The 22,320-nt window shown below is 54.3% G+C and carries 20 protein-coding genes and 1 other RNA gene; 11 read left to right on the forward strand and 10 right to left on the reverse strand.

The features are described from left to right. The first annotated feature begins 16 nt into the window (after positions 1-16). From cpaB to ACVL1J_RS07230, 9 genes are all read left to right on the forward strand, one after another. Positions 17-982 carry a Flp pilus assembly protein CpaB gene (cpaB, locus tag ACVL1J_RS07190; RefSeq protein WP_341236775.1) on the forward strand — a complete coding sequence of 322 codons (966 nt, stop codon included), beginning with the start codon at positions 17-19 and terminating at the stop codon, positions 980-982. After that, on the forward strand, positions 979-2,337 hold the full coding sequence (locus tag ACVL1J_RS07195) for a type II and III secretion system protein family protein (RefSeq protein ID WP_341236774.1): 1,359 nt from the start codon (positions 979-981) through the stop codon (positions 2,335-2,337). Before cpaB ends, ACVL1J_RS07195 begins: the two co-directional genes overlap by 4 nt. Before the next feature lie 12 nt (positions 2,338-2,349). Next, positions 2,350-3,549 (forward strand): CpaE/TadZ family protein, encoded by a 1,200-nt coding sequence (locus tag ACVL1J_RS07200; protein ID WP_491665229.1) that lies wholly within the window; start codon positions 2,350-2,352, stop codon positions 3,547-3,549. A gap of 128 nt (positions 3,550-3,677) precedes the next feature. Beyond that, positions 3,678-4,919: a TadA family conjugal transfer-associated ATPase gene (locus ACVL1J_RS07205; protein ID WP_236550905.1), complete on the forward strand. Its 1,242-nt coding sequence runs from the start codon at positions 3,678-3,680 to the stop codon at positions 4,917-4,919. Further along, complete coding sequence (locus ACVL1J_RS07210; protein ID WP_341236772.1) at positions 4,916-5,824, forward strand: type II secretion system F family protein; 909 nt, start codon at positions 4,916-4,918, stop codon at positions 5,822-5,824. Before ACVL1J_RS07205 ends, ACVL1J_RS07210 begins: the two co-directional genes overlap by 4 nt. 10 nt (positions 5,825-5,834) lie before the next feature. Continuing rightward, positions 5,835-6,788 (forward strand): type II secretion system F family protein, encoded by a 954-nt coding sequence (locus tag ACVL1J_RS07215; RefSeq protein WP_341236771.1) that lies wholly within the window; start codon positions 5,835-5,837, stop codon positions 6,786-6,788. A 6-nt stretch (positions 6,789-6,794) separates the two neighbouring features. After that, positions 6,795-7,622, forward strand: a complete 828-nt coding sequence (locus ACVL1J_RS07220; protein WP_341236770.1) for a hypothetical protein — start codon at positions 6,795-6,797, stop codon at positions 7,620-7,622. Continuing rightward, entirely contained in the window at positions 7,619-7,921 is a 303-nt protein-coding gene (locus ACVL1J_RS07225) for a hypothetical protein (RefSeq protein WP_341236769.1), read from the forward strand. The genes ACVL1J_RS07220 and ACVL1J_RS07225 overlap by 4 nt, the downstream gene beginning before the upstream one ends. An 8-nt stretch (positions 7,922-7,929) precedes the next feature. Continuing rightward, the gene (locus ACVL1J_RS07230) at positions 7,930-8,913 is read left to right on the forward strand and encodes a sensor histidine kinase (RefSeq protein ID WP_341236768.1); all 984 of its coding nucleotides are present in this window, start codon (positions 7,930-7,932) and stop codon (positions 8,911-8,913) included. Here the strand turns inward: ACVL1J_RS07230 and ACVL1J_RS07235 are convergent. Beyond that, positions 8,910-9,995, reverse strand: a complete 1,086-nt coding sequence (locus ACVL1J_RS07235) for an HD-GYP domain-containing protein (RefSeq protein ID WP_159571930.1) — start codon at positions 9,993-9,995, stop codon at positions 8,910-8,912. The genes ACVL1J_RS07230 and ACVL1J_RS07235 overlap by 4 nt on opposite strands. 179 nt (positions 9,996-10,174) lie before the next feature. On the opposite strand from ACVL1J_RS07235, the gene ACVL1J_RS07240 reads away from it, so the two are divergent. Beyond that, positions 10,175-10,453 (forward strand): hypothetical protein, encoded by a 279-nt coding sequence (locus ACVL1J_RS07240; protein WP_394672918.1) that lies wholly within the window; start codon positions 10,175-10,177, stop codon positions 10,451-10,453. On the opposite strand, the gene ACVL1J_RS07245 is transcribed toward ACVL1J_RS07240, so the two are convergent. After that, positions 10,437-10,943 (reverse strand): disulfide bond formation protein B, encoded by a 507-nt coding sequence (locus ACVL1J_RS07245; protein WP_341236766.1) that lies wholly within the window; start codon positions 10,941-10,943, stop codon positions 10,437-10,439. The two genes, ACVL1J_RS07240 and ACVL1J_RS07245, sit on opposite strands and share 17 nt — an antisense overlap. A 3-nt stretch (positions 10,944-10,946) precedes the next feature. Beyond that, positions 10,947-11,297 carry a hypothetical protein gene (locus tag ACVL1J_RS07250; RefSeq protein WP_341236765.1) on the reverse strand — a complete coding sequence of 117 codons (351 nt, stop codon included), beginning with the start codon at positions 11,295-11,297 and terminating at the stop codon, positions 10,947-10,949. Positions 11,298-11,425: 128 nt separating this feature from the next. On the opposite strand from ACVL1J_RS07250, the gene tal reads away from it, so the two are divergent. Next, positions 11,426-12,376, forward strand: coding sequence for a transaldolase (gene tal / locus ACVL1J_RS07255; protein WP_341236764.1), 951 nt, complete (start codon positions 11,426-11,428; stop codon positions 12,374-12,376). Here tal and ACVL1J_RS07260 read toward each other — a convergent pair. The 7 genes from ACVL1J_RS07260 to ACVL1J_RS07290 form a co-directional block, all read right to left on the reverse strand. Continuing rightward, positions 12,369-13,589: a CaiB/BaiF CoA transferase family protein gene (locus ACVL1J_RS07260; RefSeq protein WP_341236763.1), complete on the reverse strand. Its 1,221-nt coding sequence runs from the start codon at positions 13,587-13,589 to the stop codon at positions 12,369-12,371. The two genes, tal and ACVL1J_RS07260, sit on opposite strands and share 8 nt — an antisense overlap. Before the next feature lie 11 nt (positions 13,590-13,600). Then, a complete protein-coding gene (recR, locus tag ACVL1J_RS07265) occupies positions 13,601-14,236 on the reverse strand; it encodes a recombination mediator RecR (protein ID WP_159571912.1) in 636 nt (211 codons plus the stop codon). 9 nt (positions 14,237-14,245) lie between these two features. Further along, positions 14,246-14,572: a YbaB/EbfC family nucleoid-associated protein gene (locus tag ACVL1J_RS07270; RefSeq protein WP_040512993.1), complete on the reverse strand. Its 327-nt coding sequence runs from the start codon at positions 14,570-14,572 to the stop codon at positions 14,246-14,248. A gap of 22 nt (positions 14,573-14,594) precedes the next feature. Then, complete coding sequence (gene dnaX / locus ACVL1J_RS07275) at positions 14,595-16,409, reverse strand: DNA polymerase III subunit gamma/tau (RefSeq protein WP_341236762.1); 1,815 nt, start codon at positions 16,407-16,409, stop codon at positions 14,595-14,597. 35 nt (positions 16,410-16,444) lie between these two features. Further along, an RNA gene (ffs, locus tag ACVL1J_RS07280) (signal recognition particle sRNA small type) lies at positions 16,445-16,541 on the reverse strand. A gap of 10 nt (positions 16,542-16,551) precedes the next feature. After that, entirely contained in the window at positions 16,552-19,779 is a 3,228-nt protein-coding gene (locus ACVL1J_RS07285) for a UvrD-helicase domain-containing protein (RefSeq protein ID WP_491665230.1), read from the reverse strand. Then, complete coding sequence (locus ACVL1J_RS07290; protein WP_491665231.1) at positions 19,772-22,288, reverse strand: PD-(D/E)XK nuclease family protein; 2,517 nt, start codon at positions 22,286-22,288, stop codon at positions 19,772-19,774. The genes ACVL1J_RS07285 and ACVL1J_RS07290 overlap by 8 nt, the downstream gene beginning before the upstream one ends. Between the last annotated feature and the right edge of the window lie 32 nt (positions 22,289-22,320).

Below are 22,320 nucleotides of genomic sequence, written 5' to 3' on the forward strand. Positions count from 1 at the left end.
GGGAGCCCTTCGCGACATGTCAGGAAAAACAAAAATACTCGCACTGCTGCTATTGGGAATCGGACTGATTTTCATGGTCATGGCCTTTTTGTCGGGTCAGAACGTGAAAAAAGGTGGTCAAGCCATCAAAACCGAGCTTGAGCGTTTCCCGGTGGTGGTCAGCACAGTTGAAATTCAATTTGGCAAGCCAGTGACGTCCGACATGTTGAAGGTCGAGAAATTTGCGATTGCCCCCAGTGGCTCGTTCACCGACATCGGCGATGTAATTGGCAAGAAGCCGCTGTTCAACATTGGCAAGGGCTTGCCAGTGACCAATCAATATTTTGAGTCAGGCGCGGTGGCTGCTGAAGTGCGTGAAGGTTATCGTGCTTTTGCCTTGCGTCTGGATGAAAACAACGTGGCCACCGCCAAGATCAAGGCCGGTGATTATGTCGATGTGTTCTCGATATTCAAATCTAACAGTCGCGACATTGAAGAAACAATTTCGCGATTGATCATGCCCAAACTGCGTGTGCTGTCTGTCGGCTCCCAGTTGGTGAATGCGCCAGAAACAACCAATGCCGCCAATGACAAGGATGTAAACAACCGCCAGGTCAGATTGAAAGCAATGATGGTTGAGGTGCCCACCGCAGACGTCAACACGTTGGCCATTGCGCAAACCCAGGGTGAATTGTTTGTGGTGTTGCGCAGCCCCGAGGAAGAAGAACTTCCTGACATGAGCAAGTACCCTCAACCTGACACCGTGCTAAAGCCTATTCCAGTCAAAGGCCCTGACGGTAAAGTACTGAAGGTCCAACCTCCCATTGAACTGAGCCCAAGTGACAAAGCCTTTGCAGGAACATCGCTGGGTAATACAGTGCTACCGGGCAGCAGCAACACAAAAGACAACAAGAAACCCGCGCAAACCACACGACGAGCAGCCGAACCGGCCACAGTTGAAGTGATTCGTGGCGGCGAAACAACCCGGGAAACAGCGCGATGAAGAACAACAACATCACCTTGAAAAGCGTGGTCGCAGCAATATCACTGATTGCCTGTGCAGGGCTGGTCAGCCCGCAAATTGCAGTTGGGCAAACACCTGCCGCGCCAAGTAGCGCAACGCCTTTTGTGCTCACTCTGAGCACAGGATTCCAAAAAGTCATCAGCCTGCCCGGCATACCGGCACGGGTGTCCATTGGCGACCCCAGCATTGCTTCGGTTACCGTACTTAAACCCACCGACCGTGGCGGCAAAAATGCGGGTGTATTGGTAACCGGTTTGAAAACCGGCTCTACATCGCTTTTGATTTGGGACCGTGGTGCCAGCATGGCCCGGGTAATCACTGTGGCTGTCACTGGCAAAGCGGCTGAAACCATATCAAACTTGAAAGACCTGAACCTTGAAACTGAAGGGCAGGTATTGAAATTGTCAGGCTCAACGCCCAATGTCAGTACCTATCAGCAAGCACGTGAAAGTTTGATCAAGCCAGGCAGTGATGGAAAACAAGCCGAGCTGATTGATCAGGCCACGATTCAAACGTCGGGCACCGTGCAAGTGGATGTGAAAGTGGTTGAATTCACCCGCAGTGAGTTGCAGCGCTTGGGCATTAACTTGACCGGACAATTTAATGGTGGCGAGTTCACCTATCAAATTGCCAATCCTGGCGCCAATGCCGGATCGGTAGCAAATGCGTTCGGATTGACTCTAAGTAATTTGGCAGGTGACTTGACAGCCAATTTGAATATTCTCCAAGCTGACGGTTACGCCAAAGTGCTCGCCGAGCCTTCTCTGATTGCCCAATCCGGTCAGGACGCATCGTTTCTCGCGGGTGGCGAAATTCCAATTCCCGTGCCTTCTGGCAACGGCACAATTGGTATTGAGTACAAAAAGTTTGGTGTCGGTTTAAGTTTCACACCCACCATTTTGTCGAACAAAACAATCGCCTTGAAAGTATCGCCTGAAGTCAGCGATCTCGACTTTTCTCGTGGCACGTCCATTCAAGGTGTGCTGGTTCCCGCCATCTTGACTCGCCGCGCCAGTACCACCGTTGAACTGGGTGAAAACCAAAGCTTTGTGATCGGTGGCTTGATTAGCCGAAACATTATTGCCAATGCCAACCGGGTACCCTGGTTGTCTGAAATTCCGATTTTGGGCGCCTTCTTCAAAGGCAACACCTACAGCCGGGAAGACAAAGAACTACTTATCATCGTTACGCCACGATTTGTAAAACCCCGTGCAGCAGACGCGCCCGCCTTGGCCCTTCCGGGTCAAAACGTTGGCATGCGCCCACGCAGCGTGTGGAGCCAACTCTTCCTGCCCGCCGCAACAGAGCCAGTTCCAGGCTTCACCAACAATTAAAGGGAATCAGCGATGCAACAAAGCATGCCCCGAATATTGTTCATCAGTGGGTCTGACTCCAATTGGCTTTGGTTGTCAGACGCAGTGGGCGATCGTTTTATGCTGGTGCGCGAATCTGGCACTTTCAGCGAAATTACCAAACGCGTAGGCCTGGTATCACCCAGTATGGCTGTGGTGGATTACTCGCCACAGGTCGGCCTGGACGCCACTCTGATCGTCAAGGAACTTCGAGAACTTGCACCCGACCTGCCTGTTGTGGCCATGGGCTCGAAAGACTCGACTGAAGACGTGGTCAATGCCCTGCGTTCTGGCGTAAAAGACTTTCTCAGCCTGGATTCCAGTGCAGGAGAAGTCACAAAAATTCTGACCGGCGTTGTTGAAAAAGCACCCAAACAAAGCAATGAGCGAAAAGGCTATGCCTTGGTTGTATTGGGTGGTCGCCAGGGTGTGGGTTCCACCACATTGGCAGTCAACCTGGCTGTGCAGCTGGCCAAACAAAACAAAGACAGCACTTTGCTGCTGGACTTTGGTTTGCCCTTGGGCGATGGCTTGGTGCATTTGCCAGCCGAAGACAAACAGGGCGCGATGGACTTTGTGGAATGTGTGCGCAACTTGAAACGCTTCGATGCCACCTTGGCAAAAACCGCGTTTCGCCGCAACAATGCCACCGGCGTGGCCATACTTTCACTGCCCAGAAACCTGGCCGACTTGCGTGACATTTCCGCGTCTGATGCATTGAAATTCCTGAACCTGATCAAATCCTTTTTCGAGAATATCGTGATTGATTTGTGCGGCTTCTCGAACATTGAATTTGTGGCCAGCCTGCTGCGAAGCGCTGATTCCACCATGGTGCTGACACCTCAGTCTGTACCCGGTATTGTGACCGCCGCTGAGCTGATCAAAGGCCTGAACGACAAAGGCATTGCAACCCAGACATTTGACCTGGTGGTCACGCCTTATCACAAAGACGTTGCGCTGGACGCAGAATCGATCGCCAAGAAACTGAACATTGAAACGGTACACACCCTGCCAGACCGGCGCGCACCCCTGATCAATGCCGTCAACGGCGGTCAGGTATTGTCCGCAGCCGATTCGAAAGACCCGTATGCCAAAGCAGTCGCACAACTGCTCGACAGAGTGAATGCCAACCGCAAACACCTTGACGGACAGGGCGGCCTTGCAGGCACATTCAAGAAATGGTTCAACAAATGAGTGACATCATTTTCGGCCAGGAAGCGCCGCCCCCCAAGCCCTCGGAGCCTGAACACATTGAAGGCGCTGAGTCCAATGCAGCCAATTCAGCCGAGGACTTGCAGTTTGCCACCGCCAAAGTCAGCGACATGGACTCTGCGGTGTTGGCCGATGTGAAAGAAATGGCCCATGAACACATTCTGGCCATCATCGAGAAGAAAGGCGCTACTTTCGCCAAAATGGACAACAGCGCCCTTGAAAAATTTATTCAGGGTGAAGTGCAAAGTCTGATTTATGGCAAGCAGATTCCATTGAACGACTCCGAAGTAACCTTCGTGGCCGACTCGCTGTACAAGGAAATTGCAGGCTTTGGCCCACTTGAAGACCTGCTGGCCGATCCCAACGTTGAAGACGTCATGATCAATGGCTTTAAAGACGTGTATGTGTCCAAAATGGGTCGCATGGAACGCGTACAGGCCCGCTTTGTCGACAATGCCCACCTACTTCGCATTGTTCGCCGCATTCTGGCACCACTGGGCCGCCGGCTTGATGAATCCAGCCCCATGGTCGATGCCCGCCTGCCCGATGGCAGCCGGATCAACGTGATTATTTCTCCACTGGCCCGCGATGGCGTGGTGGTTTCCATTCGTAAATTCAGAAGCATCCCGCTGCGTGCAGACGACCTGATGGGTTTGGGCACCTTTGATGCCCGTGTGTACGAGCTTATGCAAGAGGCCGTTCGCAAACGTTGCAACCTGGTGGTCAGTGGTGCGACATCCACCGGCAAAACCTCCATGCTGAACGTGCTGGCCGAGTTTATTCCACCCGGCGAGCGCCTGATCACCATTGAAGACACCGCAGAATTGCAATTGAACCACCACCATGTGGTTCGCCTTGAAAGCCGCCCCGGTGGCCATGAGGGCGCGGGTGCAATTTCGATTCGCGACCTGGTAAAAAACAGCTTGCGCATGCGCCCGGACCGGGTTGTGGTGGGCGAGGTACGCGGTGCCGAGGTTCTCGACATGCTGCAAGCCATGAGTACTGGTCACGATGGGTCTATGGGCACCATTCACGCCTCGACGCCACGCGATTGCCTGCACCGCCTTGAAATGCTGTCTGGCTTTGCGGGCTTCACCGGCAATGAAATGAGTTTGCGCCGACAAATTGCATCGGCACTGGACCTGATTGTACAAATCGTGCGGCTGCCGTCTGGCAAACGCCGCATTTACAGCATCACGGAAGTGGCTGGCATTGTGGACGACAATATTTTGCTGCAAGACCTGTATCGCCATGAAAGCCGACTGGGCCCGGACGGTCAGGAACTGGACAACTGGGTCCCTGTGGTGCCTTATCCCAAAAACCCGAAAATCTCGCATATTCGCCTGACATGACATTCGGACTGATCGCCGCTGCCTTGGTATTCATCTCTCTGGCCCTGCTGTTGCTGGGCCGGGGTGCTGAAGAACAAAACCGCAAACTGGCGGAAAGTCGACTTGATGTCGCGTTGAGCAAATCCAGAGACCCATTGGCGCTGGAAAAAGATCCGCTTCGCAAAAAATACATTCCACAATGGATCACCGACAGCCTGATTTCAGCGGGCCTGTCGATCGACCGCGCATTGGGCATTCGTGTGGCCATGATCACACTGATACCGGCGCTGGCTGCTTTCGTTTTCCGGGGTGCCGCAAGTGCCGTCGGTGCACTCATTCTCGCCATTCTGGGCATTGCCGCTTATGTGTTGTATCGTCAGCGCAAACGCAGGCTGCAAATGCTAAGCCAATTGCCCAACTTTCTGGATGGCGTGGTGCGTGTAAGCGCGGTGGGTTACAGCCTGACTGTGTCATTCAACACCGCACTGGAAAACGCCGAACAACCCCTGAAGGAAGCGTTGGGGCTGGCTGTTCAAATGCAATATGCCGGCCTGGAACTGGACCAAGCCATGCACCGACTGTCGCGCGTGTATGGCCTGACGGAATTCAAGCTAATTGCATCCGTTGTTGCGCTGGCACTGAACTACGGTGGCAAAAGCGATATTTTGCTGGGCCGTTTGGCGCAGTACCTGCGCGACCGTGAACAACATCATCAGGAAATGTTGGCCATGTCCTCCGAGGCTCGCATGTCGGCAGTATTCATGTGCTGCCTGACACCCGCACTGGCCGGTATTATTCTGACGCTGAACCCTGCTTACCTGGGCACCATGTGGAACGACGATACAGGCCGCATGTTGCTGTTCGTCGCGGGACTGCTGCAAATTGCAGGCGCAGCGATTATTTATCGCATGGTCAAAAGCATTTAAGGGCGCCACCATGGACATGAACACATTTTTGGCGATTGGCATTTTCCTGTTGGGGCTGGGGTTTATCGGCCTGGCCTGGAGCCTGTTGAGCCAAAGCAACCGCAAAGAAAAAGCGCTGGCCCGAATTGATGAGTACACCGAACTTCGTCGCAGGGTTCAAAGCTCCGCTGCAGTGCGCAACCAGGTGCCCACCAGTGTGCTGACCGGAAGAATCGAAAGAATTGGCCAGCAATTCAGCAAAACCAAGGCATTTACCTACTTTGTAGAAGATGAAGACAAAAAACTTCTGGGACGGGCTGGCTTTGGACGTGAAGAGGACCTTAGCCGGTTTGTATTGATCCGAATCGCACTTGGACTCCTTGGTTTGGCCATCGGGCTTTTCCTGAACTGGGATGCAGGTTTCGGGCCCATTGCGATGATTCAGGTGGTGGCGGTCACGGGCATTGGTTTCATGGCCCCCAAGTGGTACCTGAAAACCGTGGGCGAGGGTCGGGAAGCCGCTTTTGAACGTGAATTGGTGGCCGTGGTCGATGTGATGCGTTTGTTGCAGGGTGTCGGCCTGAGCGTGGACCAGTCCATCGAAGTCATGACCTCGCAACTGTATGACCTGGTACCCATTACCGGCCGCATGTTGCGTAGATCCCGGGCTCAAGTCAAGTCGGGGGTGCCATGGATTGTCATGCTCAAGCGAATGAGCAACATGTACTCCAGCGACGAATTCAAATCATTTGTGCAGGTCTTGGAGCAAATCGAGAAGTTTGGCGGCGCTGTTCAGGAACCTCTGAAACAGTTCTCAGACCGACTCGTGGAAAAAGAAAGAGCCAATGCCAAAGAAACAATGGGCAAGCTGACTGTTAAACTGACGGGTGTCATGGTGATTACCATGCTGCCAGCACTTCTGATCATGACTGGCGGCCCGGGTATCATCTCCATTATTCGTGCATTTGAACGGGTCGGGGGTTAAAGCGTGTTGAGCAGTCGTCTAATTTTGGGGCATTTAAACCGGCAACTGGCCATGTTGGCACTGCCATTCATTCTGGCCGCCTGTGCAACTCCGCAACAGGCACCCAATGCACCTGCATCGGAACCGGCAATAACACCCAGTTCGCCCAACATTGGCGCTACCAGCCCTACTCAAGACGCGCTAATTGAAGCCGAGCGCAAAGAACTTGACCGTGAAGACGAGCAAACCAGAAAAGCCCGTGCCGAACGCGAGAAAAACCTGCACCTGAAACTCGTTCAAACCATGATTGAGCAAGACAATGCCTACGCAGCCTTGGCTCATCTGGATGCTTACGACCAGAAATGGGGATCAGACAGGCAGAGCAAACAATTGCGCGCCGATTCGCTGCGCAAGACCAGTCAGTTGGACCAGGCAGAGCTGGTGTACAAATCGCTGCTCAGCGGACAAGGCCAGCAAAAAAGCGGACCAGTCTGGTACGGATTGGGCAAAGTGGCCATTGAACGCGGCGACCTGAAAACAGCCGTGATTCGCCTGGAAAAATCGATTCAGGTGGATCCATTGAACATCAATGCTTACTCGGACCTTGGTTTGGTGTACCTGTTGGAAGGGCAAAAAGAACCCGCCTACAACACGCTGATGAAAGCCAACCAACTGGCCAGCGGTGATGCAAAGATCATGGCCAACCTTGCCCTTTGGGGTTTGGTGTTTGACGATTTCAACATGGCCATGGACATCGCCGACCGGCTGCAGTGGTCAGACAACACACGCAACCAAGTGATGTCACAAGCCAATTCCATCAAAAGGCGTTTGGACGCCAAAGGAAACCCACAATGAACCCGATCACGCCCTGGATATTGGCTGCACTCTTAGGTGCAGCACCCCTGCTCGTTAGTGCGCAAGACACAGCCAGCAACTCTCAAGGTACCTTATCCATTTCAGGCACCACCGATGCGGAAACCGGCTTGAGCACGCGCACTTGGCTAAAAGAACAAGCCGAAGGCATCAATCGGGGCGAAGTCGAAGCTTACAGCGCTGAATCAGCAGGTAAAGCGTATCGTGCTTACACCGACTCCATTGGCGCGAAAGATCAGAAAGCACCCGTGTCGCAAGTTTCAACCATCAAAACCAATTAAATTTTCAAGTGCTGCGCCTGCTGCTCAAACTGCTGTCTTTCGTCACTGGCCAACGGCTGTTGACGCCCGAGCAGGCAAAAAGCCAACAGCTTGAGCTTGACGATTTGCGAACCAAGCAAGTTGCACTGGAAACCTTGTCGAGCAAGCTACGTAGCGAACTGAAGCGCCAACAGGCTTTGGCACTTCAGCAGATCGAGAAAAACCAAGACTCACACAAACAAACAATGACTGCCCAACTGTCGGAAATAGACAGTCTGAAGGAGGCGCTCAGCCAGCTGAATCAAAGTGTCGACATCGAAACCCAGCGACAAATCAAAGAGAACAATGACTTGCTCAGCCAACTCAACTGGTTGTCTGGCACCATTGCGCACGACTTCCGGGCACCACTGCGCGCCATAGACGCCTATTCCTTTTTTCTGGCCGATGACCTGGGTGAAAATGCCCCCCCCGAAGCCAGCAAATCACTGGAGGAAATTCGCCGCAATGGCAAACGCATGGGCGTGCTGCTCGATGCCCTGATTGAATACCTGCGCTTGGGTGTTTGCCCATTGAATATCCAACTGCACGATTTGAACGACACCCTGATGCAGGTGGTGAATGAGCACTTTGACTTCTCGCCTGTGCCGATTGAAATTCAGGTTCACGGCAAGTGGCGTTTTGACAAACCCATGATGATGAAAGCCTTCAAAGAGCTGATCGACAATGCAGTGAAATTCTCCAGACCTGTGGAGTCGCCAAAAATCATCATCCGACAAAGCAGCGCCAATAATCTTGAAATTATCGACAACGGTGTGGGCTTCTCAGACACACACGGTGCCCAGAAATTTCAGCTATTTCACCGCATGCACGGCAACGATGAATTCGACGGCGAAGGCATTGGCCTGGCCACCGCTGAACGCATTGCTTCTCGCCATCACATCACCCTGAATTTGAACCGCGTGGGCAATCAAACTGTGGCCAGCCTGCAATTGCCCGAACACGGATCGAACTAAACCACCTTCGACAACAACTCCAGCAAACCCGGCAGCTTGCCCAAGTCACGCCTGGGCAGAGCATTGCGCACTTTGTTTCCGTCCGCAGAAGTGTCGACCAAAGCGGCACTGGGACCTGGCGAAGGTAAATTTCGAAACACCAAAACCACAGGGCTAATTGCGGTTTCACCCCGAATCAGGCTGCAACCAATTTGGCTACCGGTCAATTGCACCAAACTACCCGCCGGGTAAATACCCAACTCCTCGAGAATGATGGCTGTAAAGCAGCTGTACAAATGGTCCGCATGAGCAAACAAGTCTTTCACAGCCTGTTCAGCCGTGAAATTGTTGCGGTAGTCGCGCTGGGCCATTCTGGCATTAAATGAATCGCAAACACTCAACAACACCGACCCCACATTGTTGTTGGGTATCTGGTTTGGATAACCCGAACCATCCGGCAGTTCATGGTGCATGCGCACCGACTCAATCCAGATTTCATCCTTCACACCCAGCAATTTCAGCTTGTTCGCACTTTGCTCCGGGTGTTTGCGAATGGTCTCGCGCTGATCGCGCGACAAGGGCTCGGTTTGCGCCCGCAAGCGAGCTTGCAAGGTCAACATGCTGATGTTCATGGTCAACGCGGCTTTCAAATGCGAGGTAAGCTCACCGCCTGAAAACCGGTTACTGCACAAACCCACCCGAAACAGAGTCAAGGCCACCAGCATGTGGTGCATCACCGGGTAATCGTCGGCTGTGTGCCAAGCCAGGTAAGCATAGGCCAGGTCGAAATGATGAATGGCAATGTGCTTGAACCGCTCGGCAAGTTCGTCCATCACGACCACAAAGGTTTCAGGCTCTTCGTCCACCAGGGCCTTGGACAGCACCTTGTAGCAACAATCCAGCTCCTCAAACAAATCCTGTGCCTGAAGATACAGCAAGGTGGATTGGGTCAGTTCAGTTTCCAGCGCCACCAGGCTTTCACCCGCCACGCGTGTGGCAGGGTTGTAGCGTTTGCCGGAATACAAATACAAATGCTCGGGCGACAAAGACTTTCGTTGCAACAAAGGTTGCACCACCTGGGCATCTGAAATATTGATCAACATGGGGCAGACTCCTATTTGTCTTATTCATAACGTGTGAGCTGCCAAAAAAATGATCGCCCAATCGGTGGAGTCCACTTCGGGGATCTGCTGAACTGGGTCAAAAAAAGTGGTTTATTCGGAAAGTGGGGCGAAACACAAAAGTGAGATTCTTGGATCAAGTCAGATCCAGGTTCATCATCATGCAAACCATACAACTGCAAGCCACACCCAAACACGATTTTCGCTTTCCGGAAACCGTTGAGCTTCAAATGGCTGGCCCCTTACAGGGCAGTGATACCAACTTGGATGACGCACTGGCCGTAATTTTGCATGCCATCAGGCAAAGCAAAAACCCGAATGCCATGGACGCTTTGGGCACTTTGCTAGGCTATATGGAAACCCTTGAGAGAAAACAACAGGCCTGCCAAGGTACGGACACTTGGGTCACCTTGGCCAACCCGGTCACCATGAGCCTTTAACGTATTGACGATTCCGGACTGTAACCAGCAACACAAGTCCCTGCGCCAGAAAACCGAGACCGCTCCACATGGGCAGCGACAAGCCCCACAGGGGCGGATATGCCTCGGTGCACAACCCATCTGCAATAAACATATCGGGCCAGTACTGCACCCAAGGCAAGGCATTCAAAGTGTTTTGAAGTGGATCCACCCCGCAGGTTTGAGCCGGATTGGACAACACCCACACATGGTAAAAAGCCACACCTGCACCTGCTAAAAAGCCGAGCAACGTCAACACCACAAATACCTTGGACCACACGCTTTGACGACTGCTCAAGCCGATACCCAAGAAGCCCAATGCGGTTGCAAGATAGGCATAACGCTGAATAATGCACAGCGGACAGGGAAACCATTCCTTGCTGATTTGAAAGAACAGTGCGGCAGCCAACGCGCCCAAGCTGATAAACAGACCAAGGCTGGCCCAAGGCCGTGCGGAAGAATATTGCATCATTTATTACTTGCTTTGAACCCAATCTTGGGTTGATTGAAAAATGGTACTCATGGCTGACAAATAGCGCTGGGTTTCTTCGCCCAGCGGGTTGTGTTCCATGCAGAGAAATACAAATCTGAGTTTTTTAAATCCAATGGTGCCGGCAGCACCAGCACTTCGATGTGCCATGGACTTGAAAGCTTTTTCTTCCATCGCAAAGGGATCAAAACCTGGTACGAACCAGATCTCACGGGTTTCTTCAAAAAACTCTTGAGAAAATTCCTGCAGCATTTCAAGCCCCAGTTCATTTTCAAGACGTCCCCATTGATCAGAATCAATCAAGGGCTGTTGTTCAAGTTCTTGTTCGGAATACATGGCGGGTACTCATTGTTTGTTGTGTTTTTTTTAATTCCTACCCAAAGGATACTATTTCATTCATCAAACAAACGCCTTAAACGCCTATACTGAATCGTACTTCGTTGAATTTTCACTACCATCAAGACATGAGCAACGCATTAGAACAACTGAAACAAGTCACCACCGTAGTGGCTGACACAGGCGATTTTCAGGCCATTGCAGCCTTTTTGCCCCAAGACGCCACCACCAACCCCTCATTGATTTTAAAGGCAGTACAAAAACCGCAGTACATGCCTTTGCTGGAACAAATCAAGATCAAATATGGCCATGAGCCTTTGGAACTACAAACCGACCGGCTGTTGGTGGCTTTCGGCACTGAAATCCTGAAAATCATTCCAGGCCGGGTTTCCACTGAAGTGGATGCGCGGCTCAGCTTCGACACCGAGGCCACCATTGCCCGCGCCAAGCGAATTGTGTCGCTTTACAAAACAGAAGGCATTGACACCGAAAAACGGGTGTTGATCAAGATTGCATCCACGTGGGAAGGCATTCAGGCAGCAAAAGCACTGGAAGCCGAAGGCATTCACTGCAACCTGACTTTGCTGTTTTCACCCATTCAAGCTCACGCCTGTGCGCAAGCCGGTGTCCAACTGATTTCACCGTTTGTGGGCCGAATTTACGACTGGTACAAAAAGTCCGCAGGCAACACCTGGGACGAAGCGGCCAATGCGGGTGTGAACGACCCGGGCGTGCAATCGGTGCGCCGCATTTACGCCTATTACAAGCAAAATGGAATTCGCACCGAAGTGATGGGCGCAAGCTTTCGCAACGCGGGGCAAATCAAGGCACTGGCGGGTTGCGACCTGCTGACCATCAGCCCCGAACTGCTGGCCGAGTTGAAAGCCGATGAAGTGGCATTGAAAGTGGACTTGAACACCGAATGGGCACTTGCCCAAGCACGGGAAACCTTCCCGAACGGTGAAACCGCATTTCGCTTTGAACTGAATGCCGACGCCATGGGCACAGAAAAACTGGCCGAAGGCATTCGGGCATTTGTGAAAGATTCAATGACGCTGGATGAGTTGCTACTTAAATAACGCCGTCATCCACCATCCGCTGAATGTCTTCAGCTGAATACCCAAGGTCAGCCAACACCTGCGCATTGTGCTCCCCAAGCTTGGGCCCAAGCCAACGGGTTTGCCCTGGCGTGGCGCTGAGCTTGGGCACAATGCCGGGCACCTTCAGGGTACGGTCCTCGCCAAAGACATGTTCTTCGATCATGCCGCGTGCCGCAAATTGCGGATCATGCACAATGTCTTCGATGCTGTAAATTTTGCTGGCAGGCACATCGGCTTTTTCGAGTACATCCAGTGCCTCGTCAATGCTGCGTTCCTTGCACCATTGTGCAATTGTGTCGTCGATTAACTCGGTGTGGCGCACCCGGCCATCGTTGCTGGCCATGTCTGGGTTTTCAGCAAAATCGCTTCGGCCCATGGCCAGCATCAAACGCTTGAAAATGGCATCACCATTGCCGCCAATCACAATAAAACCACCGCAACCACAGGTGTACGTGTTCGAAGGCACAATGCCCGGCAAGCTGGCACCCGAACGTTTGCGCACCACGCCCGCGAAATCGTATTCCGGCAAAAGGCTTTCCATCATGTTGAACACTGACTCATACAAAGCCACATCCACCACTTGGCCCTTGCCTGTTTTGTGGCGGTGCTGAAGTGCCATCAGCGCACCGATGACCGCATGCAAACCTGCCAGGGAATCGCCAATTGAAATACCCACACGCACAGGCGGGCGGTCGGTGTCGCCACTCAAAAAACGCATGCCCCCAATCGATTCCGCAATGGCACCAAAACCCGGGCGATCTTTGTAGGGGCCTGTTTGCCCATAGCCACTTAGGCGCACCACAATCAGGGCAGGATTCATGGCCTGAAGTTGCTCAGGGCTTAAGCCCCATTTTTCAAGTTGGCCGGGGCGAAAATTCTCCACCAGCATGTCGGCACTTTCAATCAACTTGCGCAACACAGCAAGCCCTTCTTCGGCTTTTAAATTCAGCGTAATTGATTTTTTGTTGCGGGCCTGAACAGCCCACCACAATGAATTGCCCTCGTGCAGAACACGCCATTTGCGTATGGGGTCGCCACTTCCGGGCGTTTCAACCTTGATGACTTCCGCGCCAAACTCGCCGAGCATTCTGCTGGCAAAAGGGCCTGCAATCAAGGACCCCAATTCAAGCACACGAATACCAGTCAACGGGCCGTTTTGTGCGGTTTCGGAATTGCTGTGTTGGTCGGTCATGGAGATCAGCGTCAGTCGGAGTCAGTGCCCAACTGGCGGCGGTCCAACAGGGCCCGTGCCACAGTGCTGGGGTCGGTGTATTCAAGTTCGCCCCCAATGGGCACGCCACGGGCAAGGCGGCTCACCTTCAATGCCATGCGGCGAATGCGGTCGGTGAGAAATACAGCCGTGGCCTCGCCTTCATTGGTGAAGTTGGTGGCCAAAATCACTTCTTTCACTTCGCTGTCGTCCAGGCGCTGGCTCAGCTTGGGCCAATCCAGCGACTCAGGGCGCACACCATCGAGCGGCGAAGCGCGCCCCATGAGCACGTAGTAGTAACCACGGTAAGTTTGAGTGGCCTCAATGGCGGCCAAATCGGCAGGTGTTTCAACCACGCACAGCAAGCCGGGGTTGCGACGCGTGTCGCTGCAAATACTGCACACATCAGCATGGCAAAAGTTGTTGCACATGCTGCAGTGGCGAATTTCCGCCACCGCCTTCAACAACGATTCGCCCAAAGCCGTGGCGGCCTGGCGATCGTTTTGCAACAAATGAAAAGCCAGGCGTTGCGCCGACTTTGGCCCCACACCGGGCAAGCGCTTAAGCGCCTGCACCAGATCAACCAAGGGGTCGAGGCCATCGAAGGCGTCAAACGCGGAACGGCTCATGGGTGATAATTAAAATGGCATTTTGAAGCCGGGGGGCATGGGGAAGCCCGCCGTGACTGAAGACATTTTCTCAGTCATGGTTGCTTCGGCTTTGCGCACGGCGTCGTTAAACGCGGCGGCCACCAGGTCTTCCAGCATGTCTTTGTCTTCGCCCAACAGCGAGGGGTCAATGGTAATGCGCTTGCAATCGTGCTTGCAGGTCATGACCACTTTCACCATGCCACCACCGGATTGGCCTTCCACTTCCAATGCACCAATCTCGGCCTGCATCTTGGCCATTTTTTCCTGCATTTGCTGGGCTTGTTTCATCAAGCCGGCCAGTTGGCCTTTCATCATGTTCATATTGAATTCTCTCCTGTCAAATATCGGCTGGGCCTGTGTTGCTCAGCGTGCGTTCTGAACCTGAGACCACCGTTGCGCCCATCAAGTTCTGTATGTCTTTCAAAAACGGATCTGCCTGCAAAGCCTGTTTCGCGCCTTCCAGGGCCTGCCTGCGGGTTTCGCTTTGCACCGCATGCGCAGTTTGCTGCGCTTCGCCGAACTGCATTTGTAAACGCACGGTGCTGCCATAGTACTGACCAAGCGCAGCTTCAAGCCGGGTCACCATGCTTGGTTCAGTGTATGCCTTGATGGCGGTGCGCAACACAATTTGCAGCACATCGCCGTCGCGATTGGCTTCGACCAGCTCGGCCTGCACCAGCGCTTGGCGGGTCAAGCCCTTAGCTGGCACTTCCTGAGAAACTTGTGGCCAGTTGGCCGCACTGGGCAAATCACCACTGGCCGATTGTGCATGCACAGCTGGCAGCGTTGGCGCTGGTGCGGCTGGCTTCGCCTGGGCCACCGGCAAATCATCGGCAGTGTCCCAAGGCGGTGACTCATCAAAATTATCAGGCAACGAAGGCGTGGGTGCAGGCGGCGGTGCTGGCCGAGTGGCCAACGGAACAGCTTGCGGCACTTCAGCCTTGACCGGCGCAACAGGCACCGGTTTGCTGACCGGCTGAACAGGCACACTCGCTTTGGGTGCTACCGGTGCGAACGCTTTTGCCGACGCTGGGGCTGCACTGCCCGCCACGGCCACTTGCCCACCCGGCTTGAAAGCCAGCATGCGCACCAAGGCCATGGAAAAACCAATTGCTTCCTCGGGGGCCAAATGCAATTCAGCGCGGGCGTGGGTGGCAATTTGGTAAATCAATTGCAGGTCTTCTGCACCGAAAGCACCTTGCAGGTTTTGCAGGGCTGCTTGGTCGGGGTCGTCTGCATCGAGCCCACCCGCAAAATGCGCCACTGAAAGGCGATAGGCAATGGCAGCCAGTTCATCCAGAATGGCACCAAACGGCGCACTCGCGGTGGCCAAGGCATTGCTCAATTCCAGCAGGGCTTTGCCATCGCCCTGTGCCAGGGCTTGCAGCAACTGGTGCACCACTTGCTGGTCCACTGCGCCCAGCATGGTTCGCACGGTTTCTTCACCCACATGGCCTGCGCTGTAGGCAATGGCCTGGTCAGTCAGCGAAAGTGCATCGCGCACACTGCCACGGGCGGCTTTGGCCAACAGGCGCAAGGCACCAGGCTCAAAGGCAATTTGTTCTTCGGTCAGAATGTGCGCCAGGTGGTCGGCCAACTGATCAGGCGGCAATTGGCGCAAAGCGAACTGCAGGCAACGCGACAACACGGTGGCCGGGATTTTTTGCGGATCGGTGGTGGCCAAAATAAACAGCACATGGCCCGGCGGTTCTTCGAGCGTTTTCAGCATGGCATTGAAGGCGCTGGTGGACAGCATGTGCACCTCGTCAATGACATACACCTTGTAGCGGCCCGCAGTGGGTGCATACATGGCGTTTTCCAGCAGTGCACGCATTTCATCCACGCGCGTGTTGGTGGCCGCATCCACTTCCAGCAAATCGACAAAGCGCCCCTGGCTGATTTCAACGCAGGCCTGGCATTTGCCACAAGGCGTACGGCTGATGCCTTGTTCGCAGTTCACGGCACGCGCCAGAATTCGGGCGATGGTGGTTTTACCCACCCCGCGGGTGCCGGTGAACAAATAAGCGTGATGCAGGCGTTGATTGTCTAGCGCATGGGAAAGCGCTTTGACCACATGGGCTTGACCCACCAGCGAATCAAAGTCTCGCGGTCGCCATTTTCGAGCCAAAGCCTGGGAAACTGTTTGATTCATTCAGATTGGGTCCAAGAGTTGGGTCCAACAAAGTAAGAGGCGAGCCAGAACCCCGGCACTGACTTCACGGTTGTGGCTGCTTCCTTCCGGACCTGACCAAGTTGGCCGCTACGCCATGCGGGGAGGCCCGCCAAACTGAATTCTACACCGAAGTCAGCCAGTGAACTTCGCCGTGCCGGTCAATCAGTGCAGCTTGTGTGGGGGCTGGCTTGGCACCCTTGTTCAGGGTTTGATCAACTAAACCCACGTATTCAAGCACTTGTTGGGTGTAGCCCGGCAAATTGCCGGGGTTGACCGCCCATTTGTAATCCAGAACCAGAAATCGATCGGGCAACTCAAGCACCCGGTCGGCCCGCAAAGCGCGCCCATCGCCCAGCACCCATTCCAGTTCATTGAACACGCGGTTGTTGCTGGCACCCGCAGCATGTAACCACAACTGCAGATCAGCTTTGTTCACCAACTGGCGGCAAGCCTGTTGCACATCCTGCACTTCATCGTGCTGCAAGGGTTTGAACACCGCCTCGCAACGCACTTGCACCTTTGCCCACCAGTCGCCGAACTCCACAACAGCCAGCTCATCGACCCACTCCAGCGCTGCGTGCCAAGCGGTGCCCTTGCGTAACTCGGGCGTTGTAAGGCGTGGCACCACCTTGCCCACCGGCGTACTCAGGGCCTTCAGCACCGGAAACTGCGGGCGAACCCACGTTGCAGGTGGATCGAACAAACCAGTTAGTTCAATTTGAGCAGGACCATGCGCGGGCGACTTCGGCTGCGGCCAGGTGTCGTGCACGCGCGTGGCAAAAGGCAGCAGGCGCTCATACCACCCCTTGGTGGCACCGCGCTTGTCGCTGCCACTTAAGTGAATGGAGAACCGCGCGCGCGTTAGTGCCACGTACAACAAATGGTCTTCTTCATCGGCATAGGCCTGTTGTTCTATGGCTTGCGCAGCGGCCCTGCCGGGGCTGGGGCTGCTCAAATTGCCCATCACAGTGACCGAGTTGGGATGAGATTCACCCAAAGCCCAATCAATGAGCAAACCCGCATTGCTTCCGCCCGGCCTGGGCGAGGAATTCGCGTCGAACAACCACACATGATCTGCCTCCAAACCTTTGGCAGAATGCACAGTCATGATGCGCAGTACATCGGGGTTGTTCGCTGCGCCTTCGCTGTCTGAACTGGCATAGTTCCGCAGTTTTACAGCCTCATCAAATGCCTGCTGCACACTCGGAAAACGCCCTTTGTTCAAACCCAGCGCCCAGGCTTTCAGCCAATCCCAATGCTCGGCCATCATGACCCGCTGTCGGGGCGAAGCCGAATTCAAGTACTTTTCTGAAGCGTGTGTATCGGCCACCACCTTTGACAAGGTTTCGAACAAGGGCAAGGCACGCGCCATGTTCAACCAATTTGACAGTTGCGCATGCAGGGTCACCCATGGTTGCTCGTTTTGCTGGGCCAGGGTTTCAAGCGTGGCCCAAACAGTGTTGGCTTGCGTGGTTTTTCCCGCCTGAATCAATGCCTGAAACTGGGCTGAAGAAAGCCCGATCAGCGGACAACGCAGCAATTCCAACACATGCAAATTGACATGTGGATCATTCAAAAATCCCAATAGCGCAATCGTGTCCAGCCACACTTGCGAGGTGTAACGCTCACCCTTGTCTTTGATGGTGTAAGCCAGACCCGCTTCACGCAAAGCAGCCATCAGGGGCACACCACTTTTGTGGGCGCGCACCAGCACCATCACCTCACTTAAATTGTTGATGCTGCCATTGCCCAGCCATTGCTGCAGGGTTTGCACCACACGCTTCGCTTCATCGGGGCCGCCGTCTTCTTTCAGCAATTTGGGGTAAATGTTCAAACCACTTAGCGACGAATCACTTGCCCCAGCCAAACTGGCATGGGTACGAAAGGCTGTTTGGCCACGGGTTTGCCCCGGCTCAAACACAGTATTAACCACGTCAACCACCGCCTGCGCGCAACGCCGCGTGGTATCCGACTCGAGTGTTTTGGCTGCAAAGTTTTCAACCAGCCAAGTGCGAGCGTGGTTGAACAAACGCGCCTCTGCACGGCGAAAGCGGTAAATCGATTGCTTGGGGTCGCCCACCAAAAACACACTGGGTTTGTCATCGCCACTGTAATCTTGCAACCACAGCTTCAGAATATTCCACTGCACGGGATTGGTGTCTTGAAACTCGTCCACCAACAAATGACGAACGCGCGTGTCCAGTTTTTGTTGCATGTAGGCACGCTGCTCATCATTCATCAACATGGCCAATGCGGTGGCTTCAAGGTCATCGAAATCACACAAGCCCTGTTCCAGCTTGATCAACTTGTAGGTTTCAAAAAGCGGCTCGATCAATTGCGCCAATGCGGCTGTGGCCTGCATGTCGAGCTGGTCTTTTTCCAGCTGCAAGGCCTGCACGGTTTGCAGCGCCAAATCCTCCAGCGTTTGCACATATTCGGTGTCAACCACGCCGGCTTTCAACTGCCCGGCTGTGGGTTTGCTGAACGCTTTGCTGGGCTCATTTTTTGCGGTCAAACACACCGCTTTCAACTGCTCAAATGCGCTGGCAGCGTCGCCACCTTCCCGCAATTCAGTCAGCGCCTTTTCTATTTCCACAGCATTGCCCTGTTGCTTGGCTGTGCCCAAGGCCAGCCAGCGGGCGGCGGTGCCCCACTGCGCAAGGTAATGCTGGTTTTTCAAAACCTGCAGTGGCCAATCGTCACCCTCATCGATTCCAAACACGGTATTCAAGGGTGGCGCAACATTGTTGTGCAACCAAAGGCTGCAGGCCACGCGATTGGTCAACGCATGTTGCAGCACCTGGCGCACCACGGCGCGGTCCATTTGCGAGACCAAGGTATCGAAGGCGGGAAGCAAATCCGATTGTTGGTTCAGCAAGTTGACGGTGAACACATCAATGGCCTGGTCCATCCAGAACAGGGTTTGATCTGTGGGCTCGCTTTGCCGTGAAAAACCGCTGGCCAGCGGCGCCATTTGGCACAGCGATGCAAACCAGCCATGAAAGGTGTCTATGGTGACACCGCGGGAATTGGTCAGCACTTCGCCTGCCAGCGCACGCGCTTTTTTCAGGTTGGATTCAGTTGCGGGTGCGCCGCGTTCAATCAACAAGGCGCTCAGTTTGTCGTCACTGAACAAGGCGCATTCACGCAACAAGTCAAACAGGCGCTCTTGCATTTCCTGTGCGGCTTTGCGGGTAAAGGTAATTGCCAGAATCTGATCTGGTCGCGCTCCCTCGAGCAACAAGCGAAACAGGCGCGCGGTGAGCAACCAGGTTTTGCCACTGCCCGCACAGGCTTCAACCACAACACTGTTGGCTGGGTTACAGGCAGTGGCGGTGAAATTACTCATCTTCACCCTCCTCGCCCGCATCGCCACCATTGAATGCAGGGTGTGTTTCCGGCCGGCACACGCTGCGCACTGCGCAATATTCACAGGCATCGCCAGGGTTGGCCTGCCACACTGCCTGGCCTTCAAAAAATGAATTCAATTCCTGTGAAAGTTCACTGAGCAGCACATCGCCCCAGGATTCAAAACCTTGCTCTCGGTATTCATCGCTCAATGGCGGAAAACTGACCCAATCCACCTTGTCTTTGTGCAATCCCAAAAAATCGAGTTGCGCGCCCGGCTTATTCAACATGGCTTGGTAGGCGGGCAATTGCGGCTGGCTCAAGGGATCTGCCAACCGTTTTTTCAACACGGCAGGGTTGGTGAATTTGATGTCGGAAATGGCCAGTGAATCACCCCGCATGTCGAGCCTGTCGACTCGACCTTTCAACGCAAGCGACGCGCCACCTGGTTGAAGAACCAGCTTGTGCTCTACCTTCTGCTCGGCCCCCTTGAATTGCCAGCCCTGAATTTGACGTTCCATCAACTTGCCGGCAAGGCGCGGAACAATTTGATCAAAAAATTTCAGGAAGGGATAAACAGTGGCCTGCTGCGCCAACTCAAGGTTGTTCCAGACCAAGCGGGCCTGATCCAGCAAAGTTTGCTTCCAGGCCTGCAACTGGTTCACTGGCTGCCCTGGCAACACCATGTGTTGCGCCGTTTTTTCCAACACTTTGTGCACAAAAATACCGCGCAATTGTTCATAGCGCATGGCAGCCTCTTCGCGTTGCTGCGGCCAAGGCAGCGCATGCTTTAAACCAAAACGCAGGCGACAAGCGGCCCAATCGTCCAATGCGGTTACGCGGATTGAATCGGGCAGTGATCCCGCATTGCCCAAGGCCGTAATTTGCAGGGCCTGTTCCGCTTGTCTTTGCACTTCAATTTCAAGGTTGGCAGGTGTGCGGTGCCAGCTGCTCGACCAGTGTTGTTCAACACTGGCGCAATCGCGCAACACAATGTCAAGCCAAGTCAATTCGGGCAACAACATTTCAGGTTTGCCAGCCACCTGTGCACTGTGCAACAGGGTCACTTCGCTGCTGTGCAAAAGCAGTTCATAAAGCGCGGAAATTTTTTGAATGCGGGCCAAGCGTGGCCCTGGAAAACCCAGTTCCTGTGCCACGGCGGGTGGCAACAAACCAGGCGGACTTTCCTGAAAATGCGACTGCGCACAGCCCAACACCAACACGCGCTGAAATGGCCGCATGCGTGTACTCAGCAGCGGCACCATGCGCACCGGGCTTTCAATGTCGAGTGGGCGGAAACGCTGCGATTCGGCCCAACTGCGCCAGGCGGCCAAAAACTCCTTCGCATCAAATTCGGTTTCAGCAGGCACCTGTTGCATCAGGCCCAACACGGTCAGCAACTGCTGCCCTGCTTCATCGGGCTGCAATGCAAGGTCAAGGCCGTGTTTTTCAAACAAGGCTGCAAAAGCTGCAGCCCACTGCGCCAAGGTGTATCGGCTACCCGATTTGCCGAAAGCCCAGGGTTCCAAATGCTCAAGTGGCAGGCCGGTAAAGGGTTGGGTAACCGCCGTTAACTGCCCATGCTCAACAAATTGCTGCAACAGGTGGTCAAACCAGCCTGCCACGTTCGAGGTGGACAAACGCCAACCCGTGCGGTCGTCCACCAACACGCCAACATCGGCCAACAAACCCACCATGCGGCGCGCAGCCAATCGATCAAGCACGGCCACAGCTATTTCAGTGGTGGGGTCGGCGCGCAACCATTCCAGAATTTGATGGGCTGCTTGCTGAGCTTGCGTGGTTTCATCGGGCGCAACTTGTAACACCACCGGGTTGGGTTTTTCAGCAAAGCGACTGGCGCCCAAGGCTTGCCAGGGTTGGGGACCTTCAATGGCGGGCAATTTGAACACCTGCACCGGCACCCCGGGGTAAAACAACTCAAGCCAAAGGCCCGGCACGGTCTCGCCGTCGTCGAACCACGCCACTTGAAGTGGCTGCCTGCCCACGGGCTCTGCCGGCTTGGGCAATAAATCCATCAATTCTGCTTGATAGGTTTGGGCCAGTGTGGCCACCACTTGCGCCTCTTCCCAGGCAAAAGTGTTGTGCTCTGCGTACTCGGCCAGCGCGTTTGTGTTGCGTTTTTGCACCAACACCTGTCGCAAGGCCAACTCCAGGTATTCCTGCGCCAAACCCCACAACTGCGAGGGCGATGAACCACCGCCCAACAAGGGTAATTCACGCAACACCCCCACCAAATCGGCCTGCAAGGCCAACCACGGGCCCATGGCAGCGGGCTGGCTTAAACGGTCTGCTGTTTGCACCCAGGGCCCCAGTGCGGCAAGGCCGGCGTGGTGCTGCGCCCAACACCGTTTAAAGCTGCCCACCGTTTCAATACGGGGCATGACCCACAATACTTGCTGGGCATCCAGTTCCGATTGGGCCAGCCAATCGAATGCAAGCCTGAATGGTGTGGCTTGAAAAGGGTCAATGGAAATGATGTGTTGGGTCAAAACGCGTGTTTGGTTTGTGTTTCAGTTCGATT

It is taken from the genome of Limnobacter sp. G6BE5S, assembly GCF_058448965.1.

Excerpts from the sequence above, each read along its gene's own strand:
- cpaB (WP_341236775.1), top strand. The coding sequence starts at position 17 with ATGTCAGGAAAAACAAAAATACTCGCACTGCTGCTATTGGGAATCGGA.
- ACVL1J_RS07195 (WP_341236774.1), top strand. The coding sequence starts at position 979 with ATGAAGAACAACAACATCACCTTGAAAAGCGTGGTCGCAGCAATATCA.
- ACVL1J_RS07200 (WP_491665229.1), top strand. The coding sequence starts at position 2,350 with ATGCAACAAAGCATGCCCCGAATATTGTTCATCAGTGGGTCTGACTCC.
- ACVL1J_RS07205 (WP_236550905.1), top strand. The coding sequence starts at position 3,678 with ATGGACTCTGCGGTGTTGGCCGATGTGAAAGAAATGGCCCATGAACAC.
- ACVL1J_RS07210 (WP_341236772.1), top strand. The coding sequence starts at position 4,916 with ATGACATTCGGACTGATCGCCGCTGCCTTGGTATTCATCTCTCTGGCC.
- ACVL1J_RS07215 (WP_341236771.1), top strand. The coding sequence starts at position 5,835 with ATGGACATGAACACATTTTTGGCGATTGGCATTTTCCTGTTGGGGCTG.
- ACVL1J_RS07225 (WP_341236769.1), top strand. The coding sequence starts at position 7,619 with ATGAACCCGATCACGCCCTGGATATTGGCTGCACTCTTAGGTGCAGCA.
- ACVL1J_RS07235 (WP_159571930.1), bottom strand. The coding sequence starts at position 9,995 with ATGTTGATCAATATTTCAGATGCCCAGGTGGTGCAACCTTTGTTGCAA.
- ACVL1J_RS07240 (WP_394672918.1), top strand. The coding sequence starts at position 10,175 with ATGCAAACCATACAACTGCAAGCCACACCCAAACACGATTTTCGCTTT.
- ACVL1J_RS07245 (WP_341236766.1), bottom strand. The coding sequence starts at position 10,943 with ATGATGCAATATTCTTCCGCACGGCCTTGGGCCAGCCTTGGTCTGTTT.
- ACVL1J_RS07250 (WP_341236765.1), bottom strand. The coding sequence starts at position 11,297 with ATGTATTCCGAACAAGAACTTGAACAACAGCCCTTGATTGATTCTGAT.
- tal (WP_341236764.1), top strand. The coding sequence starts at position 11,426 with ATGAGCAACGCATTAGAACAACTGAAACAAGTCACCACCGTAGTGGCT.
- ACVL1J_RS07260 (WP_341236763.1), bottom strand. The coding sequence starts at position 13,589 with ATGACCGACCAACACAGCAATTCCGAAACCGCACAAAACGGCCCGTTG.
- recR (WP_159571912.1), bottom strand. The coding sequence starts at position 14,236 with ATGAGCCGTTCCGCGTTTGACGCCTTCGATGGCCTCGACCCCTTGGTT.
- ACVL1J_RS07270 (WP_040512993.1), bottom strand. The coding sequence starts at position 14,572 with ATGATGAAAGGCCAACTGGCCGGCTTGATGAAACAAGCCCAGCAAATG.
- dnaX (WP_341236762.1), bottom strand. The coding sequence starts at position 16,409 with ATGAATCAAACAGTTTCCCAGGCTTTGGCTCGAAAATGGCGACCGCGA.
- ACVL1J_RS07285 (WP_491665230.1), bottom strand. The coding sequence starts at position 19,779 with ATGAGTAATTTCACCGCCACTGCCTGTAACCCAGCCAACAGTGTTGTG.